The 22,712-nt window shown below is 55.2% G+C and carries 20 protein-coding genes; 3 read left to right on the top strand and 17 right to left on the bottom strand.

Going from position 1 to position 22,712, the window contains the following annotated elements; translation table 11 throughout:
- Nucleotides 1-1,058: T9SS type A sorting domain-containing protein (locus tag MRY86_RS23240; RefSeq protein WP_293567027.1), on the top strand; the 1,058-nt coding region annotated here is incomplete at its 5' end.
- Nucleotides 1,059-1,172: 114 nt separating this feature from the next.
- Here the strand turns inward: MRY86_RS23240 and MRY86_RS23235 are convergent.
- From MRY86_RS23235 to MRY86_RS23155, 17 genes are all read right to left on the bottom strand, one after another.
- Nucleotides 1,173-1,625, bottom strand: a complete 453-nt coding sequence (locus MRY86_RS23235; RefSeq protein ID WP_282773688.1) for a hypothetical protein — start codon at nucleotides 1,623-1,625, stop codon at nucleotides 1,173-1,175.
- A 29-nt stretch (nucleotides 1,626-1,654) separates the two neighbouring features.
- Nucleotides 1,655-3,439 carry a V-type ATPase 116kDa subunit family protein gene (locus MRY86_RS23230; protein ID WP_293567026.1) on the bottom strand — a complete coding sequence of 595 codons (1,785 nt, stop codon included), beginning with the start codon at nucleotides 3,437-3,439 and terminating at the stop codon, nucleotides 1,655-1,657.
- Nucleotides 3,436-4,032, bottom strand: a complete 597-nt coding sequence (locus tag MRY86_RS23225) for a V-type ATP synthase subunit D (protein WP_293567025.1) — start codon at nucleotides 4,030-4,032, stop codon at nucleotides 3,436-3,438. The genes MRY86_RS23230 and MRY86_RS23225 overlap by 4 nt, the downstream gene beginning before the upstream one ends.
- 6 nt (nucleotides 4,033-4,038) lie before the next feature.
- The gene (locus tag MRY86_RS23220; protein WP_363325419.1) at nucleotides 4,039-5,364 is read right to left on the bottom strand and encodes a V-type ATP synthase subunit B; all 1,326 of its coding nucleotides are present in this window, start codon (nucleotides 5,362-5,364) and stop codon (nucleotides 4,039-4,041) included.
- 10 nt (nucleotides 5,365-5,374) lie between these two features.
- A complete protein-coding gene (locus tag MRY86_RS23215; protein WP_293567023.1) occupies nucleotides 5,375-7,150 on the bottom strand; it encodes a V-type ATP synthase subunit A in 1,776 nt (591 codons plus the stop codon).
- A complete protein-coding gene (locus MRY86_RS23210) occupies nucleotides 7,147-7,968 on the bottom strand; it encodes a DUF2764 family protein (RefSeq protein WP_293567022.1) in 822 nt (273 codons plus the stop codon). The genes MRY86_RS23215 and MRY86_RS23210 overlap by 4 nt, the downstream gene beginning before the upstream one ends.
- Nucleotides 7,969-7,995: 27 nt before the next feature.
- Nucleotides 7,996-8,604 (bottom strand): hypothetical protein, encoded by a 609-nt coding sequence (locus MRY86_RS23205; protein WP_293567021.1) that lies wholly within the window; start codon nucleotides 8,602-8,604, stop codon nucleotides 7,996-7,998.
- A gap of 23 nt (nucleotides 8,605-8,627) precedes the next feature.
- Nucleotides 8,628-9,374, bottom strand: coding sequence for a succinate dehydrogenase/fumarate reductase iron-sulfur subunit (locus tag MRY86_RS23200; RefSeq protein ID WP_282773676.1), 747 nt, complete (start codon nucleotides 9,372-9,374; stop codon nucleotides 8,628-8,630).
- Nucleotides 9,374-11,290, bottom strand: coding sequence for a fumarate reductase/succinate dehydrogenase flavoprotein subunit (locus tag MRY86_RS23195; protein ID WP_293567020.1), 1,917 nt, complete (start codon nucleotides 11,288-11,290; stop codon nucleotides 9,374-9,376). The genes MRY86_RS23200 and MRY86_RS23195 overlap by 1 nt, the downstream gene beginning before the upstream one ends.
- Nucleotides 11,287-11,979: a succinate dehydrogenase cytochrome b subunit gene (locus MRY86_RS23190; protein ID WP_293567019.1), complete on the bottom strand. Its 693-nt coding sequence runs from the start codon at nucleotides 11,977-11,979 to the stop codon at nucleotides 11,287-11,289. The genes MRY86_RS23195 and MRY86_RS23190 overlap by 4 nt, the downstream gene beginning before the upstream one ends.
- Before the next feature lie 269 nt (nucleotides 11,980-12,248).
- The gene (locus MRY86_RS23185) at nucleotides 12,249-13,550 is read right to left on the bottom strand and encodes an ATP-binding protein (RefSeq protein WP_293567018.1); all 1,302 of its coding nucleotides are present in this window, start codon (nucleotides 13,548-13,550) and stop codon (nucleotides 12,249-12,251) included.
- Nucleotides 13,540-14,910 (bottom strand): sigma-54 dependent transcriptional regulator, encoded by a 1,371-nt coding sequence (locus MRY86_RS23180; protein WP_293571968.1) that lies wholly within the window; start codon nucleotides 14,908-14,910, stop codon nucleotides 13,540-13,542. Before MRY86_RS23180 ends, MRY86_RS23185 begins: the two co-directional genes overlap by 11 nt.
- A 44-nt stretch (nucleotides 14,911-14,954) precedes the next feature.
- A complete protein-coding gene (locus MRY86_RS23175; protein ID WP_293567997.1) occupies nucleotides 14,955-16,127 on the bottom strand; it encodes an FtsX-like permease family protein in 1,173 nt (390 codons plus the stop codon).
- Complete coding sequence (locus MRY86_RS23170; protein WP_293567999.1) at nucleotides 16,124-17,464, bottom strand: FtsX-like permease family protein; 1,341 nt, start codon at nucleotides 17,462-17,464, stop codon at nucleotides 16,124-16,126. Before MRY86_RS23170 ends, MRY86_RS23175 begins: the two co-directional genes overlap by 4 nt.
- Nucleotides 17,465-17,486: 22 nt before the next feature.
- The gene (locus tag MRY86_RS23165) at nucleotides 17,487-18,152 is read right to left on the bottom strand and encodes an ABC transporter ATP-binding protein (RefSeq protein WP_293568001.1); all 666 of its coding nucleotides are present in this window, start codon (nucleotides 18,150-18,152) and stop codon (nucleotides 17,487-17,489) included.
- A gap of 21 nt (nucleotides 18,153-18,173) precedes the next feature.
- The gene (locus MRY86_RS23160; protein WP_293568003.1) at nucleotides 18,174-19,601 is read right to left on the bottom strand and encodes a TolC family protein; all 1,428 of its coding nucleotides are present in this window, start codon (nucleotides 19,599-19,601) and stop codon (nucleotides 18,174-18,176) included.
- Nucleotides 19,602-19,643: 42 nt separating this feature from the next.
- The gene (locus MRY86_RS23155) at nucleotides 19,644-20,894 is read right to left on the bottom strand and encodes an HlyD family efflux transporter periplasmic adaptor subunit (RefSeq protein WP_293568005.1); all 1,251 of its coding nucleotides are present in this window, start codon (nucleotides 20,892-20,894) and stop codon (nucleotides 19,644-19,646) included.
- A 396-nt stretch (nucleotides 20,895-21,290) separates the two neighbouring features.
- Between MRY86_RS23155 and MRY86_RS23150 the strand changes: the two genes are divergently transcribed.
- Nucleotides 21,291-21,815, top strand: coding sequence for a DUF4920 domain-containing protein (locus tag MRY86_RS23150; RefSeq protein WP_293568007.1), 525 nt, complete (start codon nucleotides 21,291-21,293; stop codon nucleotides 21,813-21,815).
- A gap of 266 nt (nucleotides 21,816-22,081) precedes the next feature.
- Nucleotides 22,082-22,675 carry an HD domain-containing protein gene (locus MRY86_RS23145; RefSeq protein WP_293568009.1) on the top strand — a complete coding sequence of 198 codons (594 nt, stop codon included), beginning with the start codon at nucleotides 22,082-22,084 and terminating at the stop codon, nucleotides 22,673-22,675.
- The last annotated feature ends 37 nt before the right edge of the window (nucleotides 22,676-22,712 follow it).

Genomic DNA, 22,712 nt, shown 5'->3' with positions numbered 1-22,712 from the left:
GCCCTGGCGATATGGACATCACCGGCGGAATGGTCACCGGCAATACCGCAGCAGCCGAGGGCGGCGGCCTATGGAACGGCGCGGGCCTCATGACGGTCACCAACGTGATGATCGACGGCAATACTGCAATGGGTAACAGCGGAGATCAGGGTGGCGGCGGCGTTTTCAACGCAGGCGGCACGATTGAGGTGATGACATCCACCATTTCCAATAATATGTCGACCAACATGAGCAACGGCGGTGGTCTTCACAATGATGCATCCGGTATGGTCACCCTGACGCTGAGCACCATTTCCGGCAACAGCACTTCCAACAACGGCGGTGGTATTGCCAACAACGGTACATTGATGATCGAAGCCTCTACCATAGCCGACAACTCTGCTATGATGATGGGCGGTGGTTTCATTCAACTGGAGGCAGGGAATAGTGCAGATTTCAGCAGCAGCATCGTTGCAGCTAACCGTGCAGATGCCACGGGGCAGGATGTAGCTGGAATGGGCATGATGACTTCCTCAGGCTACAACCTTATCGGAGAAGACGATACTGATGTTTTTGCCGGATTGATGACTGATATTGTAGGAGGAGCAGGTATGCCTTTTGTGCCTAACCTCGCCCCGCTTGCTGACAACGGCGGTATGACACCAACCCATGCGTTGATCTGCCCAAGCCCGGCAATTAATGCCGGTGCGCCAGACAATAACATGCCTGATCAAACCGGCGCGATGGTGTTTGGCATGCAGAGAGACATTGGTGCTTTTGAATTTCAGGAGGAGTGCGAAATCACTTCCTCTAACAGCGCTGATGGCAATCTCAGCGGCAGCTCTGTCAACCCAAATCCATCTAAGACTGGCCGTGTGCAACTAAATATTCCTACCCACTTCGGAAATGAAGTTTCGGTTAGCATCCGGTCACTGGCAACCGGGCAGCTGTTGCGTACACAGCAGGTGTCTGCAGGGCAAACAACTTTAAACTACACTCAAATGAGCGCCGGAAGCTACCTGATTCAGGTACAGGCTAAAGGCGGATTAGAATCCCATAGGTTGATTTTGGTGGACTAATTTCGGTTGTCCCCCACGCAATTAGCGATTGAATCATCATTCCCATTACGACGCGCCTTCTAATTCGTTTGACTTCCTGCCCGGTTGCATGACTTGCTGCCGGGCAGGTTTATTTTACAGCCCTGCGTTAATCAGGAAGGTCGCTGCGAAAGCTACAATCGCGTACAGCTCGGGGAATACCGCCAGGACCATCGTCTTACCAAATACATCGTAGCCCGCGCCTACCCCGGCAATACCGTTGGCACAAATCCGTCCCTGCTGCATGGCAGAAATCAGGGCAACCAGCCCCAGCGCAAAACCCGCAGCAAAGACCGCAATGCCCTGCCGCATGGTGATGTCATCCGTCAGTACGCCGGAAGCATTAATGATAAAGAAGCCGGCAAAGCCGTACAATCCCTGTGTACTGGGCAGGGCGCTCAGCAGCATATAGCTACCAAAAGCCTCTTCGTTTTTCTTCAGGGCACCCACGGTCGCATTACCGCCCATAGAAACGCCAATGGCGCTGCCCACGCCCGAAAGGCCAATCATTAATCCAATCCCCAGATAAGCTATTACAATCGCACTCATGTCTTTTATTGTTTTTCTTTTGTTCGCGTTTATGATTCCTGTTGCCGCAGCGGGTCGTAGGGTTTTCCTCCGCCCTCAAAGCCGGCATTTTTGTAAAATTCCACAAAGGTGAGGCGCATCGGGTGAACGAAGGCGCCCAAAGAGGCAATCAGCAGGTTGGCGGTATGCCCGACGAGCAGGAATACCACAAACAGGATCGGGCCTACAATCTCCATAGAGCCCTTGATCTGCAGGCCGATATCATTGACGACCAGCCCGAGGATGGCGCTCGCAATACCCAGCGCAAAGAGCCGGATGTAGCTCAGCAGATCCCCGAAAATGCCGGTGATGCCGTACAAAGCCCAGGCGCCGCTGCCGAGCCGGCTGAAGAGGCCTCCTTCCGGGTCGCTAAAGAGGAGGATCAGTCCTACTGCTGCCCAGGCGGCGTACTGTGAATACGGCAGCAACTGTTTGGTCAGCCCAATGTCCGCCAGGCTCAGCACCAGCAGTATCCAGCCCACCGGCGCTATGCCGTGCATCCAGCCGTACTGTCTGCTCTTGTTAACGGCTTTCACACCCAGCCCAAAGAGAATCTGAACGACCCCCAGGATTAGGGCGAGCTGAAAAGCCTGATCACTGTTCAGCATAATTTCCCGGATGTTGCCCAGCCAGGCAAACTGATCCTGCAGGAGGTTGATGCCGAAGACCGTGCCGGTGAGCACCCCGAATAGTACTGTGGCCACGCCCAAAAACTGCACGAGCGTCAGTGTAGGTTTCATGTCTTTTGCTGCCCTGAATTTATAAGCGGTAGCGCCCAACAACAGCACAATGCCGTAGCCCGCATCGCCCAGGCAGAAGCCGAAGAAGAGCAGGAAGAAGGGCGCAAAATAAGGGGTCAGGTCCATCTCCCCGTAGGAAGGCAGGGCAAAGAGCTTTGCAATCGGTTCAAATAACCGGCTGAAGCTTGAGTTTTTCAACAATACCGGTGGTTGATCGGCAGGCTTGGGCTGCTCGGTCAGAAAGGGGATACCTTGTTGTTCGCACAGGGATTCTACTTCCTTTGTTTTGGGCTTCGGCGCATAGCCTTCCAAAAGCATCAGCTGCTCATCGGCTTCCCGCCGGGTATGCTCAATGACACTCATCAGCTGTGTAGTGTCCTGCAGGTCGCGCAGAGCCGCTTGCAGAGCAGGTATGCCGACTTGTGCCAGCCGGTCCAGGCGGGCATTGATGTCAGCGATGGAATTGTCCAGCTCTTTCTGCCGGGCCTGAAGCTCCACCGTCCCGTTTTTGGGGTCGGGGATCATCTCCACGCCGAGAATTTCAACGGGCGCTTCTGCCATTGTAATGCCTGCAAAGTAGGAATTGGCGCCCAGGTTGCGCAGATGGGCAATGGGGTATTCTTTCGCCCAGTCCGCATTGTATTTTTTGGTGGGGCAAACCAGGAACTGCACTTCCAGCCCGGCGGCCTCCAGCTTTTTAACGGCCTCGATGGAAAAGTCGCCCCAGGGCTTCAGAATATCAAATTCCTTGCGCACGGTGGCGCGTTCCTGCAGGAGTGGCTCAAGACGGTCCGTCAGGGTATCGTATTCTGCGGCTACACTGTGCCCCTCCTCTGCGGTGGCGGTACGTTGTTCCACATCCACTTCCCGCTTTTCCAGGGCTTTCAGCACCTTTTGGAATTGCTGCTGCAGCGCCAAACGGTCCATTAGCCCGGACGAGCGTTCGCCTTCCTGTTGCTGCACGTGCAGTACGCCCAGCTGCCGCAGCCCCTCCAGGAATGTCGTGTATTCGGAGTGGTGGACCAGGAACAGGTATTTTTGCATCGGTACAATCATAAGGCATCGCTGTTGCTGCGCTTTTTCACAATCTTCTGGGCGGCTTTCGCCAAATTCTCTTCGTCCTCCAGATAGCGCTCAATCTTTCGGATGGCATCTTCATAACCTGGAATCTGTACTTTCTCGTACAGGTTGACCTTTTGGGTGGTCTTCTTTCGGGCAAACTCCAGGCGGTCCATTTTCTGCAGGATGACCTTGCGGCGCAGCGCGAGCTCTATCCACTGCTTGAGCAATTCCATCCCCGCCGGAAACCAAGCCGGCCGGTTGAACAGGCTGAACGGGTGCCGAATGAACTGTATGTCTTTGAGGACCGGCGTGGCTACGCCGGCCACTTTTTGACTGCCTATTTCCACGGATTCCACCTCCAGCAAGTCGAAATCAAACTCTTCCCAAAGCCCGGCCATACTTTCGTGCCGGTCAATCGTCTGTTCCAATTCTGCCGCCACCTGCTCTGCTTCCTTACGGGCTTTTTTGACCTCCACGCGCAGGGCTGCCTCCTTATTCTTCAGGATGGGCAAGGCATTCTCACGAATCTTGAGCTGCTTCTTGAGGTGCTGCAGGGACGTCTTGTTGTATTGGAAAGCGATTGCCATAGCTCATTATTGGTTTTCGGGCCAGTATTGGTCAGTCAGAGATTGCTTAATGCCCACTTCGGCTTTGGAGAAGTGAGCGGCAAACAGCTGCCAGGCCGTATCCAGCATTTTGTCCGTATCGATATTCACGTCGATAGCCAAGAGCTTATCGGAATATTCCCGGGCAAACTCCAGGGTTCGTTCGTCGTAGTTGGTCAGCTCGAAGCCGTTCTCCAGTTTGGTACGGGCATTAGCGGCATCGGCATAGAGGCGCACAGCTGAGTTCATCACTTGCGGATGGTCTTCCCGGGTCTTTTTGCCAATCACCAGCTGCTTGAGGCGGGAGAGGCTCCGGAAGGGATCTACGATCACCTTACCGATATCCGTATCGCGGCGCAGGAAGAGCTGCCCCTCGGTGATATACCCGGTATTATCCGGAATGGCGTGGGTAATATCTCCACCGGAAAGCGTAGTCACGGCTACAATCGTAATGGAACCGCCATCATCAAACTGCACAGCTTTTTCGTATAGCTTGGCCAGGTCACTGTACAGGGAGCCCGGCATGCTGTCTTTGGACGGGATTTGATCCATACGGTTGGAGACGATACTCAGGGCATCGGCGTAGAGGGTCATGTCGGTGAGAAGCACCAGCACCTTTTCCTTTTTCTCCACGGCGAAGTATTCCGCAGCGGTAAGTGCCATATCGGGTACGAGCAGGCGCTCCACAGTCGGGTCTTCGGTGGTATTCACGAAACTGACGATACGGTGGAGGGCGCCGGCGTTTTCAAATACACTTTTGAAGTAGAGGTAGTCATCGTTGGTCAGCCCGATACCGCCAAGCACAATACGGTCGGCAGCGGTACGCAGGGCCACGGTAGCCATCACCTGATTGAAGGGTTGGTCGGGATCGGCAAAGAAGGGGATCTTCTGCCCGGTGACCAGGGTGTTGTTGAGGTCGATACCGGCAATGCCGGTGGTGATGAGCTCCGAAGGCTGTTTCCGCCGCACGGGATTTACCGAGGGCCCGCCGATCTCCTGTTCTTCCCCTTCCACTTCCGGCCCGCCGTCGATGGGGTTACCGTAGGCATTGAAGAAGCGTCCGGCCAGGGCTTCGCTCACCTTCAGGCTTGGGGCTTTGCCCAGGAAAATGACCTCGGCATTAGTAGGTACCCCTTCCGTACCAGCGAATACCTGCAGGGTGACTTCGTCGCCCATGATTTTTACCACCTGCGCCAGTTGTCCGTTCACGGTGGCCAGTTCTTCGTAACCAACGTCCGTAGCACGCACCGTACAGGTCGCTTTGGTGATTTCCTCTACCTTGGTGTATATCCTTTGAAATGCGGTGGGCATGATGATTCGTTTTTTAGTTTGCTTGTTTACGCTCAGCCAGGGTGTCCTCCAGCTCCTTCATATTCTGGTTGAAGGCTTCCGACTCGAACTCCGAGTAGTTCATCTGCTTCATGGCATTGATGACTCGCTTGAAGTAGGGGTTGATTTCCTCGTAGCCCTCAAAGCTTAGGGGCGTAGCCACCACATCGAGCACTTTGTTGACCATATACTGCTGCCGGTCCATAGGTGTGCGGGCATCCACCTCGTCGAAGGCGTTTTGTTGCAGGATGATCTCATCGACTACCTCTGAGCGCCAAAAGACCAGGTGGGTATCAATAGACACCCCATCATCACCGAGGATGTTGATCTGCTCTGCGGCTTCCTTGCCCCTGAGCAGGATATTCTTTAGCTCGTTGACCTTTTCGGTCCAGCCTTCTTCAATTTGCTCGTTCAGGACCCGCTGCAGTTCGGGGTATTCCAGGTATTTGGAATAGCTCTCGATGGGGTCAATGGCCGGGTAGCGCTTACTGTCCGCCCTCGATTGGGAAAGGGCGTAGAAACAACGCGCCACTTTCTTGGTCGACTCCGTCACCGGCTCCTTGAGGTTACCACCAGCAGGGGATACCGTACCGATGAAGGTGATCGAGCCGGTCTCTCCGTTATTGAGGTACACATAACCCGCCCGTGCGTAGAAGTTGGACACGATAGCCGGAAGGTCCATCGGGAAAGCATCCGGGCCTGGCAGTTCCTCCATGCGGTTAGACATCTCCCGGAGCGCCTGTGCCCAGCGGGAGGTGGAGTCGGCCAACAGCAGCACTTTCAGCCCCATTGAGCGGTAGTACTCGGCAATCGACATCGCGGTGTAAACGGAAGCTTCCCGTGCCGCTACTGGCATATTAGAGGTATTGGCAATGATGGTGGTCCGCTCCATGAGCTTACGGCCGGTCCAGGGGTCTTCCAGTTCGGGGAATTCCACGAACAGGTCCACCACCTCATTGGCACGCTCACCACAAGCGGCTACGATTACGATATCAGCTTCTGCCTGTTTGGAAATGGCATGCTGCAGTACGGTCTTGCCGCTACCGAAGGGGCCGGGGATGAAACCCGTACCGCCCTCCACCATCGGGTTGAGGGTATCAATGGTACGCACGCCGGTTTCCAGCAGTTGGAACGGGCGCGGTTTTTCCCGGTAGGCCTTCACCGCCTGTTTTACCGGAAACTTTTGGAGCATGCTCACTTTATACTCGGTCCCGCGCTCATCTTTGAGCACCGCTATAGTATCCTGAACTTTGTAGTTGTCGGCAGGCATCACCTCAGTAATTGTATAGCGCCCCTGCATTTTAAAAGGCACCATAATTTTGTGGGCAATACCATTTTCGTCTACCTTCCCGAGCCAGTGCCCGGCGGTGGCTTCGTCTCCGGCTTTGGCCAAAGGTTCGAATGCCCATTCCTTTTCCAGGTCCAGGGCGGAGGTGTAATCGCCCCTTTGCAGGAAGATGCCGCTCATGGTGCTGAGGTCGTGCATAAGCCCATCGTAGTTGCAGGAAAGAATGCCCGGGCCAAAAGTAGCCTCAAGCATGTGCCCTTCGAAGCGCACCTCCATGCCGGGCCGGAGCCCGCGGGTGCTCTCAAAGACCTGCACATAGGCTTTGTCGCCCATCACTTTAATGACCTCTGCCATCAGCGAGGTGTCGCCATGCTGTATGAAGCAGATTTCGTTTTGCCCAACCGGGCCGTCCACTTCTACGAGGACCAGGTTGGAGATGATGCCGTTGACACGGCCGGTGGTATGTTGCTGCGTTGCCGTCATGAGCGTTCTATCTTTTGTTCCATTTCGGAAATGAAGCTGCGTACCCGTTCCTGCCCGGCCTCCGGGTCAAGAGAAAGCCACCGCTGCAGCATACGGAGCTGCAACAGATAGCCCAGCACCACTTCTATGGTGAAGTAGTGGAAGGTCAGCTGTTCGTCTATATAATTCCACTGTACGCGATCGATGTCCTTTTCGCGGATCATGAGGTCGTCGCGTTCCAATTGATTGAGTAGTTTTGGTAGGTAGGGGTATTCGGTGCCCAGCCCAAAGTCGCGGGCGCGGGATTTTTTCAGTGCCTCAATATTTTCGCCCTGACCGATCAGTTGCCCTTCGCCCTGTAGAGCATAATGTCGGATATTCCAGGCTGTCAGTATGTTGCGCAGCCCGCGCTCAAATACCAGCCAGTCGTGGAGGAAACCTTCCGTTTGCCGGAGTGCGGCCTCGTAGTAGAGCCCAGATAACTGATTGGCCCAGCTTTGCTCCGGGTGGATGGGCTGCTCGCTTTGGTACGCCCGGTAAAACCGGTGCATGTATTCTGGTAGCCCGTTGTCTGCTTTGAGAGCTTCCTGCATTTCCGCTTCTGAAAATTGCCCCAGCGTATCCCAGCCGCCAGTTTGTTCTTCCAGGAGCAGGAGCAGATTGCGGTTGTCGTGGGGGCGCAGCAGGATGCGGACGAGTTTAAAATCATCAGGCTCAAGCGCCTCTTCCAACTGCGCCACAAAGTCCACCATGGTGTATGGCGCCCGGCTTTGGTCGAGCACCATCTCCGGTAAGCTGGAGATGAGGTAGAAGTAATCGCGTTTTTGCAGTTGGCTCATGTTAAGCGGTATGGTGGATGATAAAATTTAGTCCGCTCCGTAAAGCAGTTTTTTGGTTCGTGGCCGCAGGAAATCGGCAAAGAAAGCCTGAAAATCTTCCTCTGTAAAAGACACCACATAGCTGCCATTCGCCGGGCCAATACGGAAGCCTTCTGCAAGGGAGGGCGCAGGTTTGACCACAAGGCCCTCCTTCAGGCTTTCCTGAGCCCGGGCGGAGAAGAAGTCAAAAAGCTCCTTTTCCCGCTCCGGCGAGAGGTGCAAGGCTGCGCCCTGACCGTCCTTTTGCCACTGTTCGATCAGTGATTGTATTACCCCCTTGAGAAAGGATTTATCACTAAAAGCGGCCTGCGTTGGGGCGGTTGTCGCTTTAGCAGTGATCAGTTCGGTAATGCGTTGCTGCAGGGCTTCCACGGTCTGTTCTGCGGATAGCTTCAGCTCAGAAGTGACGTTGCGTTTCAGCTCCTCCGCATCCTGTTCGGCCTGCTTACGGATTTCTTCGGCACGGCGCTGGGCAGCAGTAACGATGTCCTCCGCTTTTTGCTCGGCATCGTTGATGAGGCTGTTGGCCACCTCCTGCCCTTTGTCTACGCCCTCCTGCTGAATCTTTTCGAGTAGGGATTGAAGCTTTTGTTCCATAATATTGTGTGTCTTGCCGGGTGCTATTTTTCGAGCACAGCGGCTTTGTTGTATTCAAAATTCATGCGGGCAATGTGCTCGATGGAGATCTCCTGCGGGCATTCGACCTCACAGGCTCCGGTATTGGTACAGTGCCCAAACCCTTCGGCTTCCATTTGCGCGACCATCTTTTCTGCCCGTTCGGGAGATTCCGGCTCGCCCTGTGGCAGCATAGCCAGGTGGCTGACCTTTGCGCCGGTAAAGAGGGCAGCAGAGGCATTTTTGCAAGTCGCCACACAGGCACCGCAGCCAATACAGGCGGCAGCATCAAAGGCATCCTCCGCGGTTTGGTGCCCGATTGGAATGGCATTGGCCTCGGGCGCATCACCGGTACGGGTGGAAATAAAGCCCCCGGCCTGAATGATGCGGTCAAAAGCGGAGCGGTCGATGCGCAGGTCTTTAATCACTGGAAAAGCGCTGGCCCGGAAGGGCTCTACATAGATGGTGTCCCCGTCCTCAAAGTGCCGCATATGCAGCTGGCAAGTAGTCGTTGCTGACATCGGGCCGTGTGCCCGCCCATTGATGAAGAGCCCGCATTGCCCGCATATGCCTTCCCGGCAATCGTGGTCAAATTCTATGGGGTCATCCCCGGAGCGGATCAGTTTTTCGTTCAGGACATCAAGCATTTCGAGGAAGGACATTTCCGGGTTGACATCCGGAAGGTTGTAGTCCACCATTTTGCCTTTTGCCTGGGCGTTTTCCTGCCGCCATATTTTCAGTTGTATCTTCATTACTTGTAACTTCTTACGCTAGGTTGAATGGTTTCAAACTCCAGTTCCTCCCGGTGGAGTACCGGCTCCTGATCAGCTGCCGCATATTCCCATACAGATACGAATTGGAATGCTTCGTCCCGCCGTTCGGCTTCGCCATCTGCCGTCTGGAACTCCTCCCGGAAGTGGGCCCCGCAGGACTCGTCCCGGGTGAGGGCATCGTAGCACATCAGCTCTGCCAGTTCCAGATAGTCGGCAACCCGGCCGGCTTTTTCCAGCTCGGTATTGACGTGTTCAGAGGTGCCGGGTACGCGTAGGTTTTCCCAAAAATCGGCCCGCAGTGCCCGGATTTTTTCGATAGCGCTTTCCAGCCCCTCTTTTGTACGCTGTACTCCGCACTTATCGTAGAGCAGCAGGCCCAGTTCCTTATGGTAGTCGGTAGCAGTACGGTTGCCTTTGATGTCGAGGAAACGTTGCAGCTGCTCCCGGACCTGCGTTTCTGCTTCCGCGAAAGCGGGGTGATCAGTGCTGATCTTGCCCGCCCGCAGCTCATCCGCCAGATAGTTGCCGATGGTGTACGGCAGAATAAAGTAGCCATCCACACAAGCCTGCAGCAGGGAGTTGGCTCCCAGTCTGTTGGCCCCGTGGTCGGAAAAGTTGCACTCTCCGATGGCATAGAGCCCCGGAATGCTTGTCATGAGCTCATAGTCCACCCATAGCCCGCCCATAGAAAAGTGGGCAGCCGGGGAAATCATCATTGGCCGTTGGTAGGCGTTATGCCCGGTAATTTTCTCATACATCCGGAAGAGGTTGCCGTAGCGTTCCCGGATGGTATCTTCTCCGTACTCCTGAATGGCGTGGGCAAAGTCGAGGTAAACTGCGTTGCGCTGTGGACCGACGCCAAACCCGGCATCGATGCGTTCCTTAGCGGCACGGGAAGCGATGTCCCGGGGTGCGAGGTTGCCGAAGGCCGGGTACCGGCGCTCCAGGTAATAATCGCGCTCGTCTTCAGGGATATCGCCTGGTTCGCGAGGGTCATTGGCTTTTTGGGGTACCCAGATGCGGCCGTCATTGCGCAGGGACTCCGACATCAGTGTGAGTTTGGACTGATAGTCGCCCGATTGCGGCAGGCAGGTGGGGTGGATCTGTGTCCAGCTTGGGGAAGCAAACCCCGCGCCTTTTTTATGCGCCCGCCAGATGGCCGAGCCGTTACAGCCCATCGCCAGGGTGGAGAGGTAGTAAATTTTGCCATACCCCCCGGTCGCCAGTACAACGGCGTGAGCTGCGTGGCGCTCGATCTCACCAGTGTCCAGGTTGCGGGCGATGATGCCCCTGGCCTTGCCATCGATGAGCACGAGCTCCAGCATTTCGTGACGGGAGAAGAGTTCGATATTGCCCTCGGCCACCTGCCGGTTGAGGGCAGAGTAGGCCCCGAGGAGCAACTGCTGACCGGTTTGGCCACGGGCGTAGAACGTACGCCGGACCTGCACCCCTCCAAAGGAGCGGTTGGCCAGGTACCCGCCGTACTCGCGGGCAAAAGGAACGCCCTGCGCAACAGCCTGATCGATCAGGTTGGCAGAACATTCTGCCAGGCGGTAAACATTGGCTTCGCGTGCCCGGAAGTCGCCCCCCTTTAGTGTATCATAAAACATCCGAAAGGCGCTGTCGCCATCGTTCTGATAGTTCTTGGAGGCATTCACACCACCTTGCGCCGCTACCGAGTGTGCCCGGCGGGGGCTGTCCTGAAAGCAGAAGGATTTGACCTTGTAGCCCATTTCCGCAAAGGATGCGGCTGCAGAGCTGCCTGCCAGGCCAGTGCCCACGACGATAATGTCCAGTTTCTTCTTGTTGTTGGGGCTCACGAGGCGGCAGGTCGCTTTGTAGCGGTTCCATTTTTCCTGTAGCGGGCCCTCTGGTATTTTCGCGTCTAATTTCATGGCAGGGGCTGGTTTTGGGTGAAGTACATGTAGATGGGGATGATGGTAAAGCCGGCGGTTATAATAAAGGTGTACCCATAGCCGGCCCATTTGACCCAGCGGTTGTATTTGCTGTGGTATAGCCCCAGGGTTTGAAATGCACTATGGAAGCCGTGCAGCAGGTGGAAACCCAGTACAAGCATAGCCCCCACGTATAGGGCAACGTACCAAAACTGTTGGTAGGCAACGGCGACTATAGTGTAGAGGTCCTTGCGCCCCTCAGCGTCCAGCGGCATTTCGGTAAACTTGTACTGAAACCAGAAGTCGCGCATGTGGATGATGATGAAGGCCAGGAGCAATGCCCCCAGCACGCCCATATTGCGTACGTACCAGGGCGTAACCTGTCCCCGCTTGTCGTAGGCATAGCCCTGCGGGCCGCGTGCCTGCTTCGCCCGGAGTGTCAGGACCAGCGCATACAAAGCGTGGGCGAGGATACTTGCGTAAAGGGCATAGGAAACGGCCTTGATGAAAAAGTTATGGGACAACAGCTCTGAGTAGTGGTTGTACTGCACCTGAGCTTGTTCGGCGGGCAGAAGGAGCTGTAGGTTGCCGGCAAGGTGAATCACTAAAAACAGGCACAGGAACAATCCGGTGAGCGCCATAAGGTTCTTGCGCACGACGCTGTCCCTAAGGAATAGGCTTCGGCTCATGTTTTGTTTGTTTTGCGATCTAGGAAAAGAGGTTTTTCGTTCTCTTTTCGTTCTGGACTTAAAGCTAAGGGCCATCGCCAAAAAGGGGGGTGACAATTGTCATCGCAGTGGGGTGAGAGTTGTCAAAAATTAAAAAAACGGGGCGCATATATGCTGAACATGCACTGTATTTTAGTCGTGCTTGCGTTCATCGGCTCAGGCTGTGCTTTTCAAGAGCCGCAAAGCTGTACACTGTCAAAGCGCTGAGGCTGGAAGTCTATTGTTGTAAATCAATGAAAGCGGATTCTGCACTCCGTCCACCCATTGGGCAGGGTTTCCAGCTCACAGCGGCCACCATGCTGCCGGGCAATTTCCTTGATGAGGGTCAACCCTATGCCCTGACCGTCGGGCTTGGTGCTGAAGAAAGGAGACATCCATTCCTGCTCAGCACCCGGCGGCAGGCCCGGACCGTTGTCGGCTACCACGATCTGAGCGGGGTGGGCAGTGCTCATCAGTTTGATGTTGCCGCCCCTGCCGAGCGATTCCAAGGCGTTTTTGACCATGTTGACCAGGGCTTGCTCGATTTGCTCTTCGTCGATTTCGAAGCGGATAGGCTGGTCGGGGATTTCCAGTTCAAGATTAGTATTTTGCTGTTGGGCCAGGGGAAGCATCAACTGCTTTACGCGCTCCAGGACTTCGCTTATCGCTACCCATGCCCGGTTGGGCTCGGGCAGGCGTACCACTTCGGCAAAGTTGCGCATAAACTGGTTCAGCCGCTGATTGCGCTGATGGGCAACGGCAAGCGAGGCTTTAATATCTTCGGCAAACTCGTCACCGGGCACTTCAGGATAGGCTTCGATGGTGCTCTGCAGAATGGAGTTGATGGCACCAATGGAGTTATTGACTTCGTGGGCCATCATGCGGATGACTTTAGCGTAGGCGCGCTTCTCAGTGGCCAGCATTTCCTTTGACAATTCCTGTATCATGAGGAACCGGCGGTGGAAGCCCCGGTGGATAAACTGCACCACTTCGCATCGGTAACGCTCCTGTCCTTTTCCGGAAAGAATACCCGACTGGCCAACCTGCCATTGGGCAAGCTCCTGCAGCAAAGGGTGAGCTACAGCTTCCAGTCTTTGTCCAACCGGCGGCTTTTCCAGCCCTAGCAGTTCCAGCCCCATAGGATTGATTTCCGTAACGTGGCCGTCGTAATCAAGGAGGACGATACCTGCCGGAGAGGCCTGTATCAGGCGGTCCAGGAAATAGTGCTGTTCCTGCACCTGCCGCCGCTCCTCCCGGATGTGGTCCAGCATGTGGTTGTATACCTTGACCAGGCGGTCCATCTCCAGAGAGCCGGTGGGCCGCAGACGAACTGCAAAATCCTGATCCTTGATCGCCTCAATGCCATTGCCGAGCAGACGGAGCGGATGGGTGAACTTGCGGTACAGCACATAGGCAATGACCAGTGAGCACAGCAGCCCCAACTCGATCAGCAGCAGCCAGGCGGTAGCTTCTTCCAGGAGCCAATACGCCAGAACTCCCAGCAGCAGGTGGAGGAGCCCAATGTACAGGAAGTATTGCCAGTTAAGTCGCATAGGGGATTCCGTATTTTTGTAACCGGCGGTATACTGCAGACCGGGTCAGCCCCAGGTCCTGAGCCACGAGGGTGATGTTGCCATCGTGGTGGCGCAGCGTCCGGCGGATCATTTCTACTTCCATTTCCTCCAACGAGGCTTTACCGACTTCAGGCAGGGGCAGGCCGCCCTGCAATTGGCCCGTTGCCGGCTGGTAGAGCTGCTGCAAGTCTGCCGCTTCCAGTGCAGCCGTTCCGGAGACAAGCACGCTGCGTTCAATGAGGTTGCGCAGCTCCCGGATATTGCCGGGGAAACGCTGTTGGCGCAGCCACTTTTTTGCACCCGGGCTTAGGTGCAGTTCCGGGCGCTGATAATTGCGCTTGAAGGTTGCCAGAAAATGATCGGCTAGCAGGGGGATATCGCCCGGGCGGTCCCGCAGTGGCGGCAGGGTGAGCTTAATGAGGTTGATGCGGTAGAACAAATCTTCCCGGAAAGTCCCCTCTGCGACCATGGCGGAAAGGTCTTTGTTGGTGGCGCTGATGACGCGGCAGTCTACCCGGAGCGTTTCGCTGCTGCCCAGGGGCTCAAAGGTCTTCTCCTGCAGTACCCGAAGCAGTTTCACCTGATTGGGCAGGGGCAGATCACCAATCTCATCCAGAAAAATACTGCCGCCGTTGGCTTTGGCAAACCGCCCTTCGCGCTCAGCGATGGCATCGGTAAAGGCGCCTTTCTTATGCCCGAACAGCTCGCTCTCGAAAAGGCTGGAGCTGATGCCCCCCAGATTGACCCGCACAAAAGGCGCCTGCTGCCGCTCCGACTGATAATGGATGGCTTCTGCCAGGACCTCCTTGCCGGTGCCGCTTTCGCCCAGGATCAGCACGCTTGCGTCTGTGGGGCTGATGCGTCTGGCGACCGCCAGCGTCTCCAGGAAAGCCGGATCTTCACCTACGATGTGTTCAAAACCTACATTAGAAGGTGTGGGTTCATCCGCTGGGTTTTGCAAATCCAGCAGCGTTTTGATGGTTTTCAGCAGCGCTTTGTTGTCCCAGGGCTTGGCGATGAAGTCGCGGGCCCCTAGCTTCATACCCTCCACCGCCAGTTGGACGGTCGCCCAGGCGGTCATCAGCACCACCGGAATTTCCGGATGTTTGGCTTGTAGTTGTTGCAAGACCCTCAGCCCCTGCCGCCCCGATGTGTCGATCGTGAAATTCATATCAAGGAGGATAAGATGAGGCAGTGTTTTAGCCATCGCCTCTTCCATGTCCTGAGTCCGGTTGATGGAAGCGGTGCTGTAGCCTGCCCGCTTGAGCAGCAGCTTCATTGAAACGCAGACCGCTTCGTCATCGTCAATGATCAGGATATGGGCTGAATTGGGTTTCATAGGATGAAAAGTAGTTAAATTATGTGGGATAGGGTGCTTTTTCCTTACTCTTCGTGCAGCACAATCGCAGGCTGCAGTCGTCCGGCTTCCTGCGACGGATAGAAAGTGCAAAGCAAGACCAACCCAATGATGAAGGCTGCACCCACCCCCATGGCGACGTAGTAGTCAAAGGCTTCGATTTCACCTTCCAGCACACCCATCAGAGGGAGTTGTACTGCAAAGACGACCCCAAGCAAAAGGGCGAGCAGGCTTACGATCATGATTTCTCCTACAAACTGCAGGCTTACTTCTGTCCGGCTCGCGCCAAGGGTACGCCGGAGCCCTACTTCCGCCCGCCGCTTGCTGATGTTGTACCAGAGTACGCCAAACAGGCCCAGCGCTACGTTAAGCACCAGAAATCCGCAAATACTCAGCATGCTGATCATAGGCACCCATACACTCCGGGCAGCCTGATCCCGGCTTTTTTGGAGGTGCTCAATGGTGAAATCGCTCTTGCCGGTGACATCGGTGACGATGCGGTTGACTTCCTCTTCGAAAGCGACCGGTGTGCCCGGTGCGAGTAAAAGATGAAGATTGGGCATGTCAATAGCGGAGGAGGGCTCGTAGAAAAAGGTCACATTGTACTCCGGTGAAAAGTCGCCGTGGTACTTGTAGTGGTCCACTACACCGACGATTTTATTTTCCCCGTCAATGGTGTACACGCTATCCTTTAGGTTGCGGCCCTCGAAGCTTTCATCGAAAAGCTTTTTGCTAATGACCGCAGGTTTGTACCTGGCATCCCGGTCTGTTTCGTCAAACCAGCGCCCCTGTACCAGTTGCAGCTTGGCTGCATCCTTGTAGTGCTCGTCGGCGAATACCAGGTGGGTTTGGATCATAAAACCGTTGTTGTCGTTATTGGTCGACCAGGTAGATCCACCAAACGGGCTCACATCGCCACCGTAGGAAGCTGCCTCTATCTGTGGCAGGGCCAGCAGTTCTTCCCGCAGCCTGACTTTGGTTTCCGATGCGGCCAGGGTGTCTTCTGCATCGTAAAAATCGAGGTGGACAATCCAGGTGTTTTCGGTTTCAAACCCCAGGGGGGTACTGAAAAGGCGCAGGTTGCGGGTCACCCAGGTCAGCACCAGAAAAAGAATGGCAAAGGCGAAAAAGATTTCGAGGAACAGCAGGGCATTGCTCCGCTTCTTGTTCCAGACCAGTTGAAAGATATGGCGTATCATAGGGCATTGAATTTTATGGCGTTCACGATATGAAGTTTGGACATGCGGTAGGCGGGCAGCAGGCCGGAAAGGATGCCAAAGACCAGGCAGATCAGCAGGCTGTACAGGAAGACGGCGGTGTTGAACTGCAGTTGGGTATCGCCCAGCACCTGACTGTCATTGACCAGGTAAATCAGGGTAAGGGCAAAGACCCATCCCAGGACACCGCCCAGGAAAGTCAGCACGACATTCTCAAACACAAGCTGTGCCAGGATGCTGCCGGAATACGCCCCAAAAGCCTTGCGCACCCCGATTTCTGCGGAGCGCTCCATGGCCCGGCTGATGTTGAGGTTGATCAGGTTGAGGGTGGGCAGGAGGATAAACAACAGCATGAGGCCGATGGCTACCAGGGTAAACATTTGCAGCGCGCCTTCCGGGTCGTCCTGTACCGGCATCATGTAATAGGCATACAGCCCGATCACTGTAGCCGGCATGAGCTCCAGCTTGTTGTAGTCTTCCGGGTTAGGCAATGGGATACGGTCGGCTTTTTGGCGGATCGATTCCACGATTGTTGACCGGGCCTGCGGGCTTTCTGCCAGAAAGACGGCTGCAAATGGGCCGTGGAAGCCAGTTTCCGTCAGGGCAGACCCTGACATCAGGGTGAGTGGCAGGTACACCTCTGAGGTCACATAATCCTTGGAGTTGGAAGGCTGCTCCACGATGCCGATGACTTCCAGTTGTTTCCCATCCATCTCGATACTGCGGCCGACTACCTGCTCTGTTGTCCCAAAGTAATCCACGGCGGCTTTACGCGACAATACCGCTACCTGTACCTGCCGCTCCACCTCGGAAGGCTGGAAGGGGCGCCCCGCCAGAAAGTTAAAGTCAAAAATTTCCCAGTAGGTGGCATCACTGTACAAGGTTTTAAAGTTGAGCTTTTTGCCGTTGATAAAAATATCAAATTGGGTATTCGAACAGAAAAAACTGTGTGCTTCCGCACCTGGAATATCCCGCATATAGCGGTCCAGGAAGGAATAGCTCAGGGAAGAGGAAGAATAACTGTTCTGCCGCTTCTTACCCACCGTGAAGGTGCTGTCGTAAGCAGGCTGCCCATCGAGCATCGTGGTGTCTACAGACCAGGTAGTGTCGGTCACCATCTGCTTCATGATGAGGCGGGGCAGGAGGACCATGCGGTCTTTTTCAGTCAGGGGCGGATGGCTGCCCAGCTCGGTCTCCAGGAAGGAAGTCGTCACCATCAAAATCATCAGGGTGAAGCTGATGCCGAAAAGGCTGATGAAGGTGAAGAACCGGTGCCGCCCCAGCACCTTGATCGCTAATTTGAAATAACTGCTAAACATAAGAAGTTCGTTTTACAGGGTTTTAGGATACTTGCTGCCCATCAAAAAGGCGGACCAGGCGGTGGGTCTTGCGGGCCATGGTTTCATCGTGGGTGACCATGACGATGGTCGTGCCCTGTCCCTGATTGAGGCGCATGAGGATGTCCATGATTTCGTTGCCCATGGCGGAGTCCAAATTTCCCGTAGGCTCGTCAGCCAGAATGATGCGCGGCTGCCCGACGATGGCCCGGGCGATGGCTACCCGCTGCTTCTGACCGCCCGACAATTGCGAGGGGAAGTGCTTCATGCGGTTGCTTAGCCCGACTTGGGTGAGGGCCGCTTCGGCCATCTGCCGCCGTTGCTTGCCTGACACCTTACGGTAAATCAGCGGCAACTCCACATTATCGATGACCGACAGCTCATTGATGAGGTGAAAGCTCTGGAAAATGAAGCCCAGTTGCTCATTGCGAAAACGGGCCGTGGCTTTGGAGTGGTAATTGCCCACCAACTTTCCGGCAACCGTGACCTGCCCGGTAGTGGGCTCATCAATCATGCCCATGATGTTGAGCAGGGTGCTTTTGCCGCAGCCGGACGGGCCCATGATGGATAGGAATTCGCCCTCCGGCACTTCGATGTTGATGTTGTCAAGGGCAGTGGTTTCAATGACTTTGGTCTGATAGACTTTGGTGATGTTTTCAAGCTGTATCATGGCGTAGGTATTTTTGAAAATTTAAAATTCGATTAAAGTCAGCCGCTGCAGTTCGTAGTAGGCCTGCCAGTAGTCGCCCAGGGCGAAAATATAGGTGCGCATGGCCAGGTCTTTCTCCTGCTGACTGATGATGAGATTCGTGATATCAATGCCGCCGAGGCGGTAGCTTTCCAGTGCGATGCGGAAGCGCTCCTGTGCCAGGTTGGTCAGGGATTGTGCCAGTTGTACCTCCTGCTGCAGGTTTTGGACCTGCTGCAAGGTCTGCCGTACATCGGTCTGAAAATCCAGTTCTTCCTGTTGAACCTGCCGCTGCTCGAGTTCGAGGCGGGCCTGCTGCAGGGCTACGCGGCTACGCTGTGCGCCCCAGTCCAGTATAGGTACGCTCACTTGTACCTGTATCAGCTGTTCGTTCAGTGGCGACTGGTAAATCTGCTCCAGGTCCTGAGCCGAACGGGTCCAGCCCACAGAAGCGATCAGGTCAGCCTGAAAGCCGCCCTGCCCTTTGGCGCGGGCCACTTCCTGTTCGGCTTCGAGGATGCGGCGGGCATATCGGTCCAGCTCCGGGCGGTTTTTGAATGCTTCGGCAATGGCTGCTTCCGGTTCAAGGGTAACCTCGGGAGGCGTGCCTGGCCGTTTGGGATAAGGCAGGTCTGCCTCCGGTGACAAGCCCAGGAAAGCCCGGATTTGAGCTGCCCGGTCGCGGTAGGTCTGCTCTGCATTGCGGCGGCTGCGCTGTGCAGAAAGCAGGCTGACCTGTAGTTGCATCAGGTCGCTGTCCGAAATTTTGCCCAGGTTATGTCGTTCCTGTGCGATTTCGAACAGCTCCTGATTGCTTTCCTGATTGGCAATAGCGATGTCGAGTTCCGTACGGGCATAAAGGAAATTAAAAAACAGTCGGGTGGCTGCGGTACGGATGGTAGCCCGGTCGGCGCGGTATTGCTTCTGCGCTTCGGTCAGGCGTACGGGCGCCAGTTGTTGCGCCCACTTTTGCTCGTTGAAGCCAAACAGGGGTTGTGCCAGTCCTATGCGGACGGGAATGCCGTTGTAGAGGGAGTTGTTCCCTTCAAAGTCATCGAAGCGCTGCAGATTGCTTTGCACAAACAGGGTGCCCCCGGTAGCCGGGATGGCCTGTGTGAGGCGTAGCCCCAGGGCGCTGTTGTTGTTGCGGATGGGCTGGAAGAGCACCGTGCCATTTGGCTGCACAATTTCACTTACGGTACGCTGGTAGTTGGGGAGATTGGCGCTCGCCAGAATTTGTGGCCGCTGGCTGGCGCGGAACAACCGGAAATCCAGCTCTGCCAGTTCCAGGTCTGTTTCAGCTTGCTGCCGGTCCAGGCTGCGCGCTTCGGCCAGTTGGAGGAAGGCTTCCAGTTGCAGGCTGTCGGGCAGCACCTGTGCCACGAGGGCGATGGGCAACAGGCTTAGGTAGAAGGTGATGATTCGTTTCATGGCTTAGGTTTTGATCGCTTGTGAATGGGTGGCAGCGAGCGTTTATTCTTCGAGCTTGATTTTATCCAGGTGTTCGTAGGCAGCCATATCGGAAATGATGACTTGCTGGCCGGGCTGCAGGTCGGTTTCCAGCAGCTCCACGTAGTCGACGCTAGTGAGGCCAATGCGGGCTTCCGTGCGGCGGGCTTCCGTGCCGTCCACGACAAACAGCGGCTGTATGGTTTTGCCACGGAAGGCCGGCCCGTTTTTCAGGCGCAGGGCTTGCTCGCGGGCATTGGCGATGAGGAAGACCTCCACGCGGCGGTTGGGGCGCAGTTTGGGGTGGTCGGGCTCGTCCAGCTCGACGATGAAGGCCACGGTGTTGTTTTCCACTGCCGGCAGGATAGTGGAGATGCGCCCGTTCAGGTCCGTTTGATTGATGCGCACCCGCACCGGCAGCCCTATTTTGACCTGAGCGGCGTAGCGGTCGGAGCAGGTCGCTTCGATGCGGTAGCGCTGAAGGTCGGCCAGACGGACCAGGAGTTCGCCTTCGCTGACCTGCTTGCCGAGGTCTTCATTAATCCAGGTGATGACACCAGAGCGGGGTGCGATGACGCTCGTTTCCCGAAGCTTTCGGGAGAGCTCACTGCTTTTCTTTTCCTCCATGCGGACTTCAAGTTCCAGGTTGCGGCGGTCGCCGGGCAGGACCTGTTCACGGAAGCGCAGTTCGTTGTCCAGTTTTTGCTTTTCCAGGCGGGCAATATCCAGCTGTAGTTGAGCCTGATCGACTTCCTCCGGGGTAGCGGAGCCGATTTCACGCAGGCGCTTGGTGTCTGCCAGTTGAGCCTCCAGACTGGAGATTTGCAGGGCTTTGATTTCGCTTTCGTAAGCCAGGTCCTGAATGTTTTTGTCGTACTCGTGCCGTAGCCGGGTGATTTTGTTCTTCTTCAGCTCCAGCTGATCGGCCAGCGATTCGTACTGCAGGCGGATGTATTCTTCGTCGAGTTGGAGAATGGTGTCTCCCCGCTCCACCTGATCGCCAGACTGCCGGTGCACCTCCTGAATAGCAGCGGTGACAGGGGCGGTGAGTTGCTGCTCAAAGGCCGGCACGACCAGCCCGGAAGCGGTGATGGCCTCTTCCACTTTGCCCACCTCAACGGTAGCTGTTTGAAAATCTTTGCGGTCCAGCTCTTTGGTGAGCATGCTGCGCAGCACAAACAGGGCGCCAACTAATACAGCAATCAGCCCGGTAATGCGGAGGGCGTTTTTGCCCAGGCGGCGCTTTTTCTTGGTGTCAGATATTGGTCGGTCCATCTCTCAGGTATTGTTTTGCTGAGAGGGGTGCAGGAGTCGTGCCAAAAATAGAGGTGTTGATTAACAGGGTTTTACGCTTTCGGGTTTTTGCTACCTGTTCGATATCGGACGGTTGGTGTTTGGAAGTGGGCGTTGGGGTAGTTCAAACAACGTGGGATGGAAGCCTTAATTGGGTTTGCATAGCCGCCTTACCCACTCACCGTGCATCAGGCCTTTCATCTTTTTGAAGCATGCATTGAACACCGTTTTGGAACTGAAACCGCTTTCATGCGCTAGTCCTCACTGTACACACTCATCCGACAATTCCTTCATATAATATTGGCAACCTGCTCCAGAGCCCGTATCTTTGCGCTGCTACGCCCCAAAAGGCCGTAAAGAAATCAAAATCAAGAAATCATGTTGAAGAAACTATTATTTGCCGGCACCTTTGCCGCCCTCTTGTTTTCCTGTAATTCCGAAAGCGCTCCGGCGGAAGAAGCAACTACTGAAACCACAGCAACGGAAGCGCCTGCCGAGCCGCAAACTTTTGGCGAAGCCATCACTGCCGATGGGGCCATTTCTTATCAGGACCTGAGCAGCAAGATGGAAACTGAAGCTGCGGACTCTGTAGCCGTTAAGTTCACCGGTACGGTACAGGAAGTCTGTCAGGCCAAAGGCTGCTGGATGACCATCGCTTCTGACGATCCGGACGCAGAGCCCATCATGGTGCGCTTTAAGGACTACGGCTTCTTCATGCCTAAGGACATCGCTGGCCGCAAGGTCATCATGGACGGCTACGCATTCGTGGAAGAAACACCGGTAGACGAGCTGCGCCACTACGCTGAGGACGCAGGCAAGTCACAGGAAGAAATTGAGGCCATCACCGAGCCTAAAAAGGAAACAAAGTTCCTGGCGAGCGGTGTACTGCTGCTGGAGGAATAGAAATTAATATTTCAGACAGAACGGAATCGCGATCGGGGCAACAACTGCTGCGGTCGCGATTTTTTTATTGCCCGCAAACCCAAAAAAAATCCCACCCTGCATAAGAATTGCCACTTCCGTTTCGTTAAAAGACCCCTGAAACAGACTGCCTTCGGCTTTGTGCGCAAGCACTCCCCTTGCGTAATCCGTGCGAAGTGGTTAAATTTAGGAGCCGATCATCAAACGAACAGCAGGAAACCAACCGGTACCGGCATTAAAGCTAAACCATGAATTTTCACGCAGCGAAAGCTTTTATCCTCGACAAACTGGAATCCGAACTTAGTAATCAGCTCTACTACCACGGCATTCATCACACGCTTGATGTACTGTACACCGTAGAGGAGCTCTGCTATTACGAAAAGGTGACCCCCTACGAGGAGATGCTGCTGAAAACAGCCGCCCTGTTCCACGATTCCGGCTTTACCATCTCCGCACAGGAGCACGAGCGCCTCGGCTGCGGCATCGCCCGCGACCACCTGCCCCGCTACGGCTACAAACCAAAGGAAATCGAGCGCATCTGCGGTATGATCATGGCCACTAAAATCCCACAGACTCCCAACAATGAACTGGAGCAAATCATGTGTGATGCCGACCTCGACTACCTGGGCCGTGACGATTTCTATGATATTGGCCGTACCCTTTTTGAGGAGCTTAAAGCCTCCAATGTGCTCACTTCTGAGGAAGCCTGGAACCGCATTCAGGTCAGTTTTCTGGAACAGCACAGCTTTTTTACCCACACCAACCGCAAGCGGCGCGCCCCCAAAAAACAGCGCTACCTGTCTGAATTAAAGGAACTTGTAGCCGAATACGAAAAAAATTAGTGCGCAAAGCAGCGCATTGGGCTGCCCGGCCGTTTAC

The sequence above is a fragment of the Phaeodactylibacter sp. genome (assembly GCF_022763345.1).
Classification (GTDB): domain Bacteria; phylum Bacteroidota; class Bacteroidia; order Chitinophagales; family Saprospiraceae; genus Phaeodactylibacter.
Note: the sequence above shows the minus strand (reverse complement) of the source record. Positions and strands in the feature narration are given on the sequence as shown.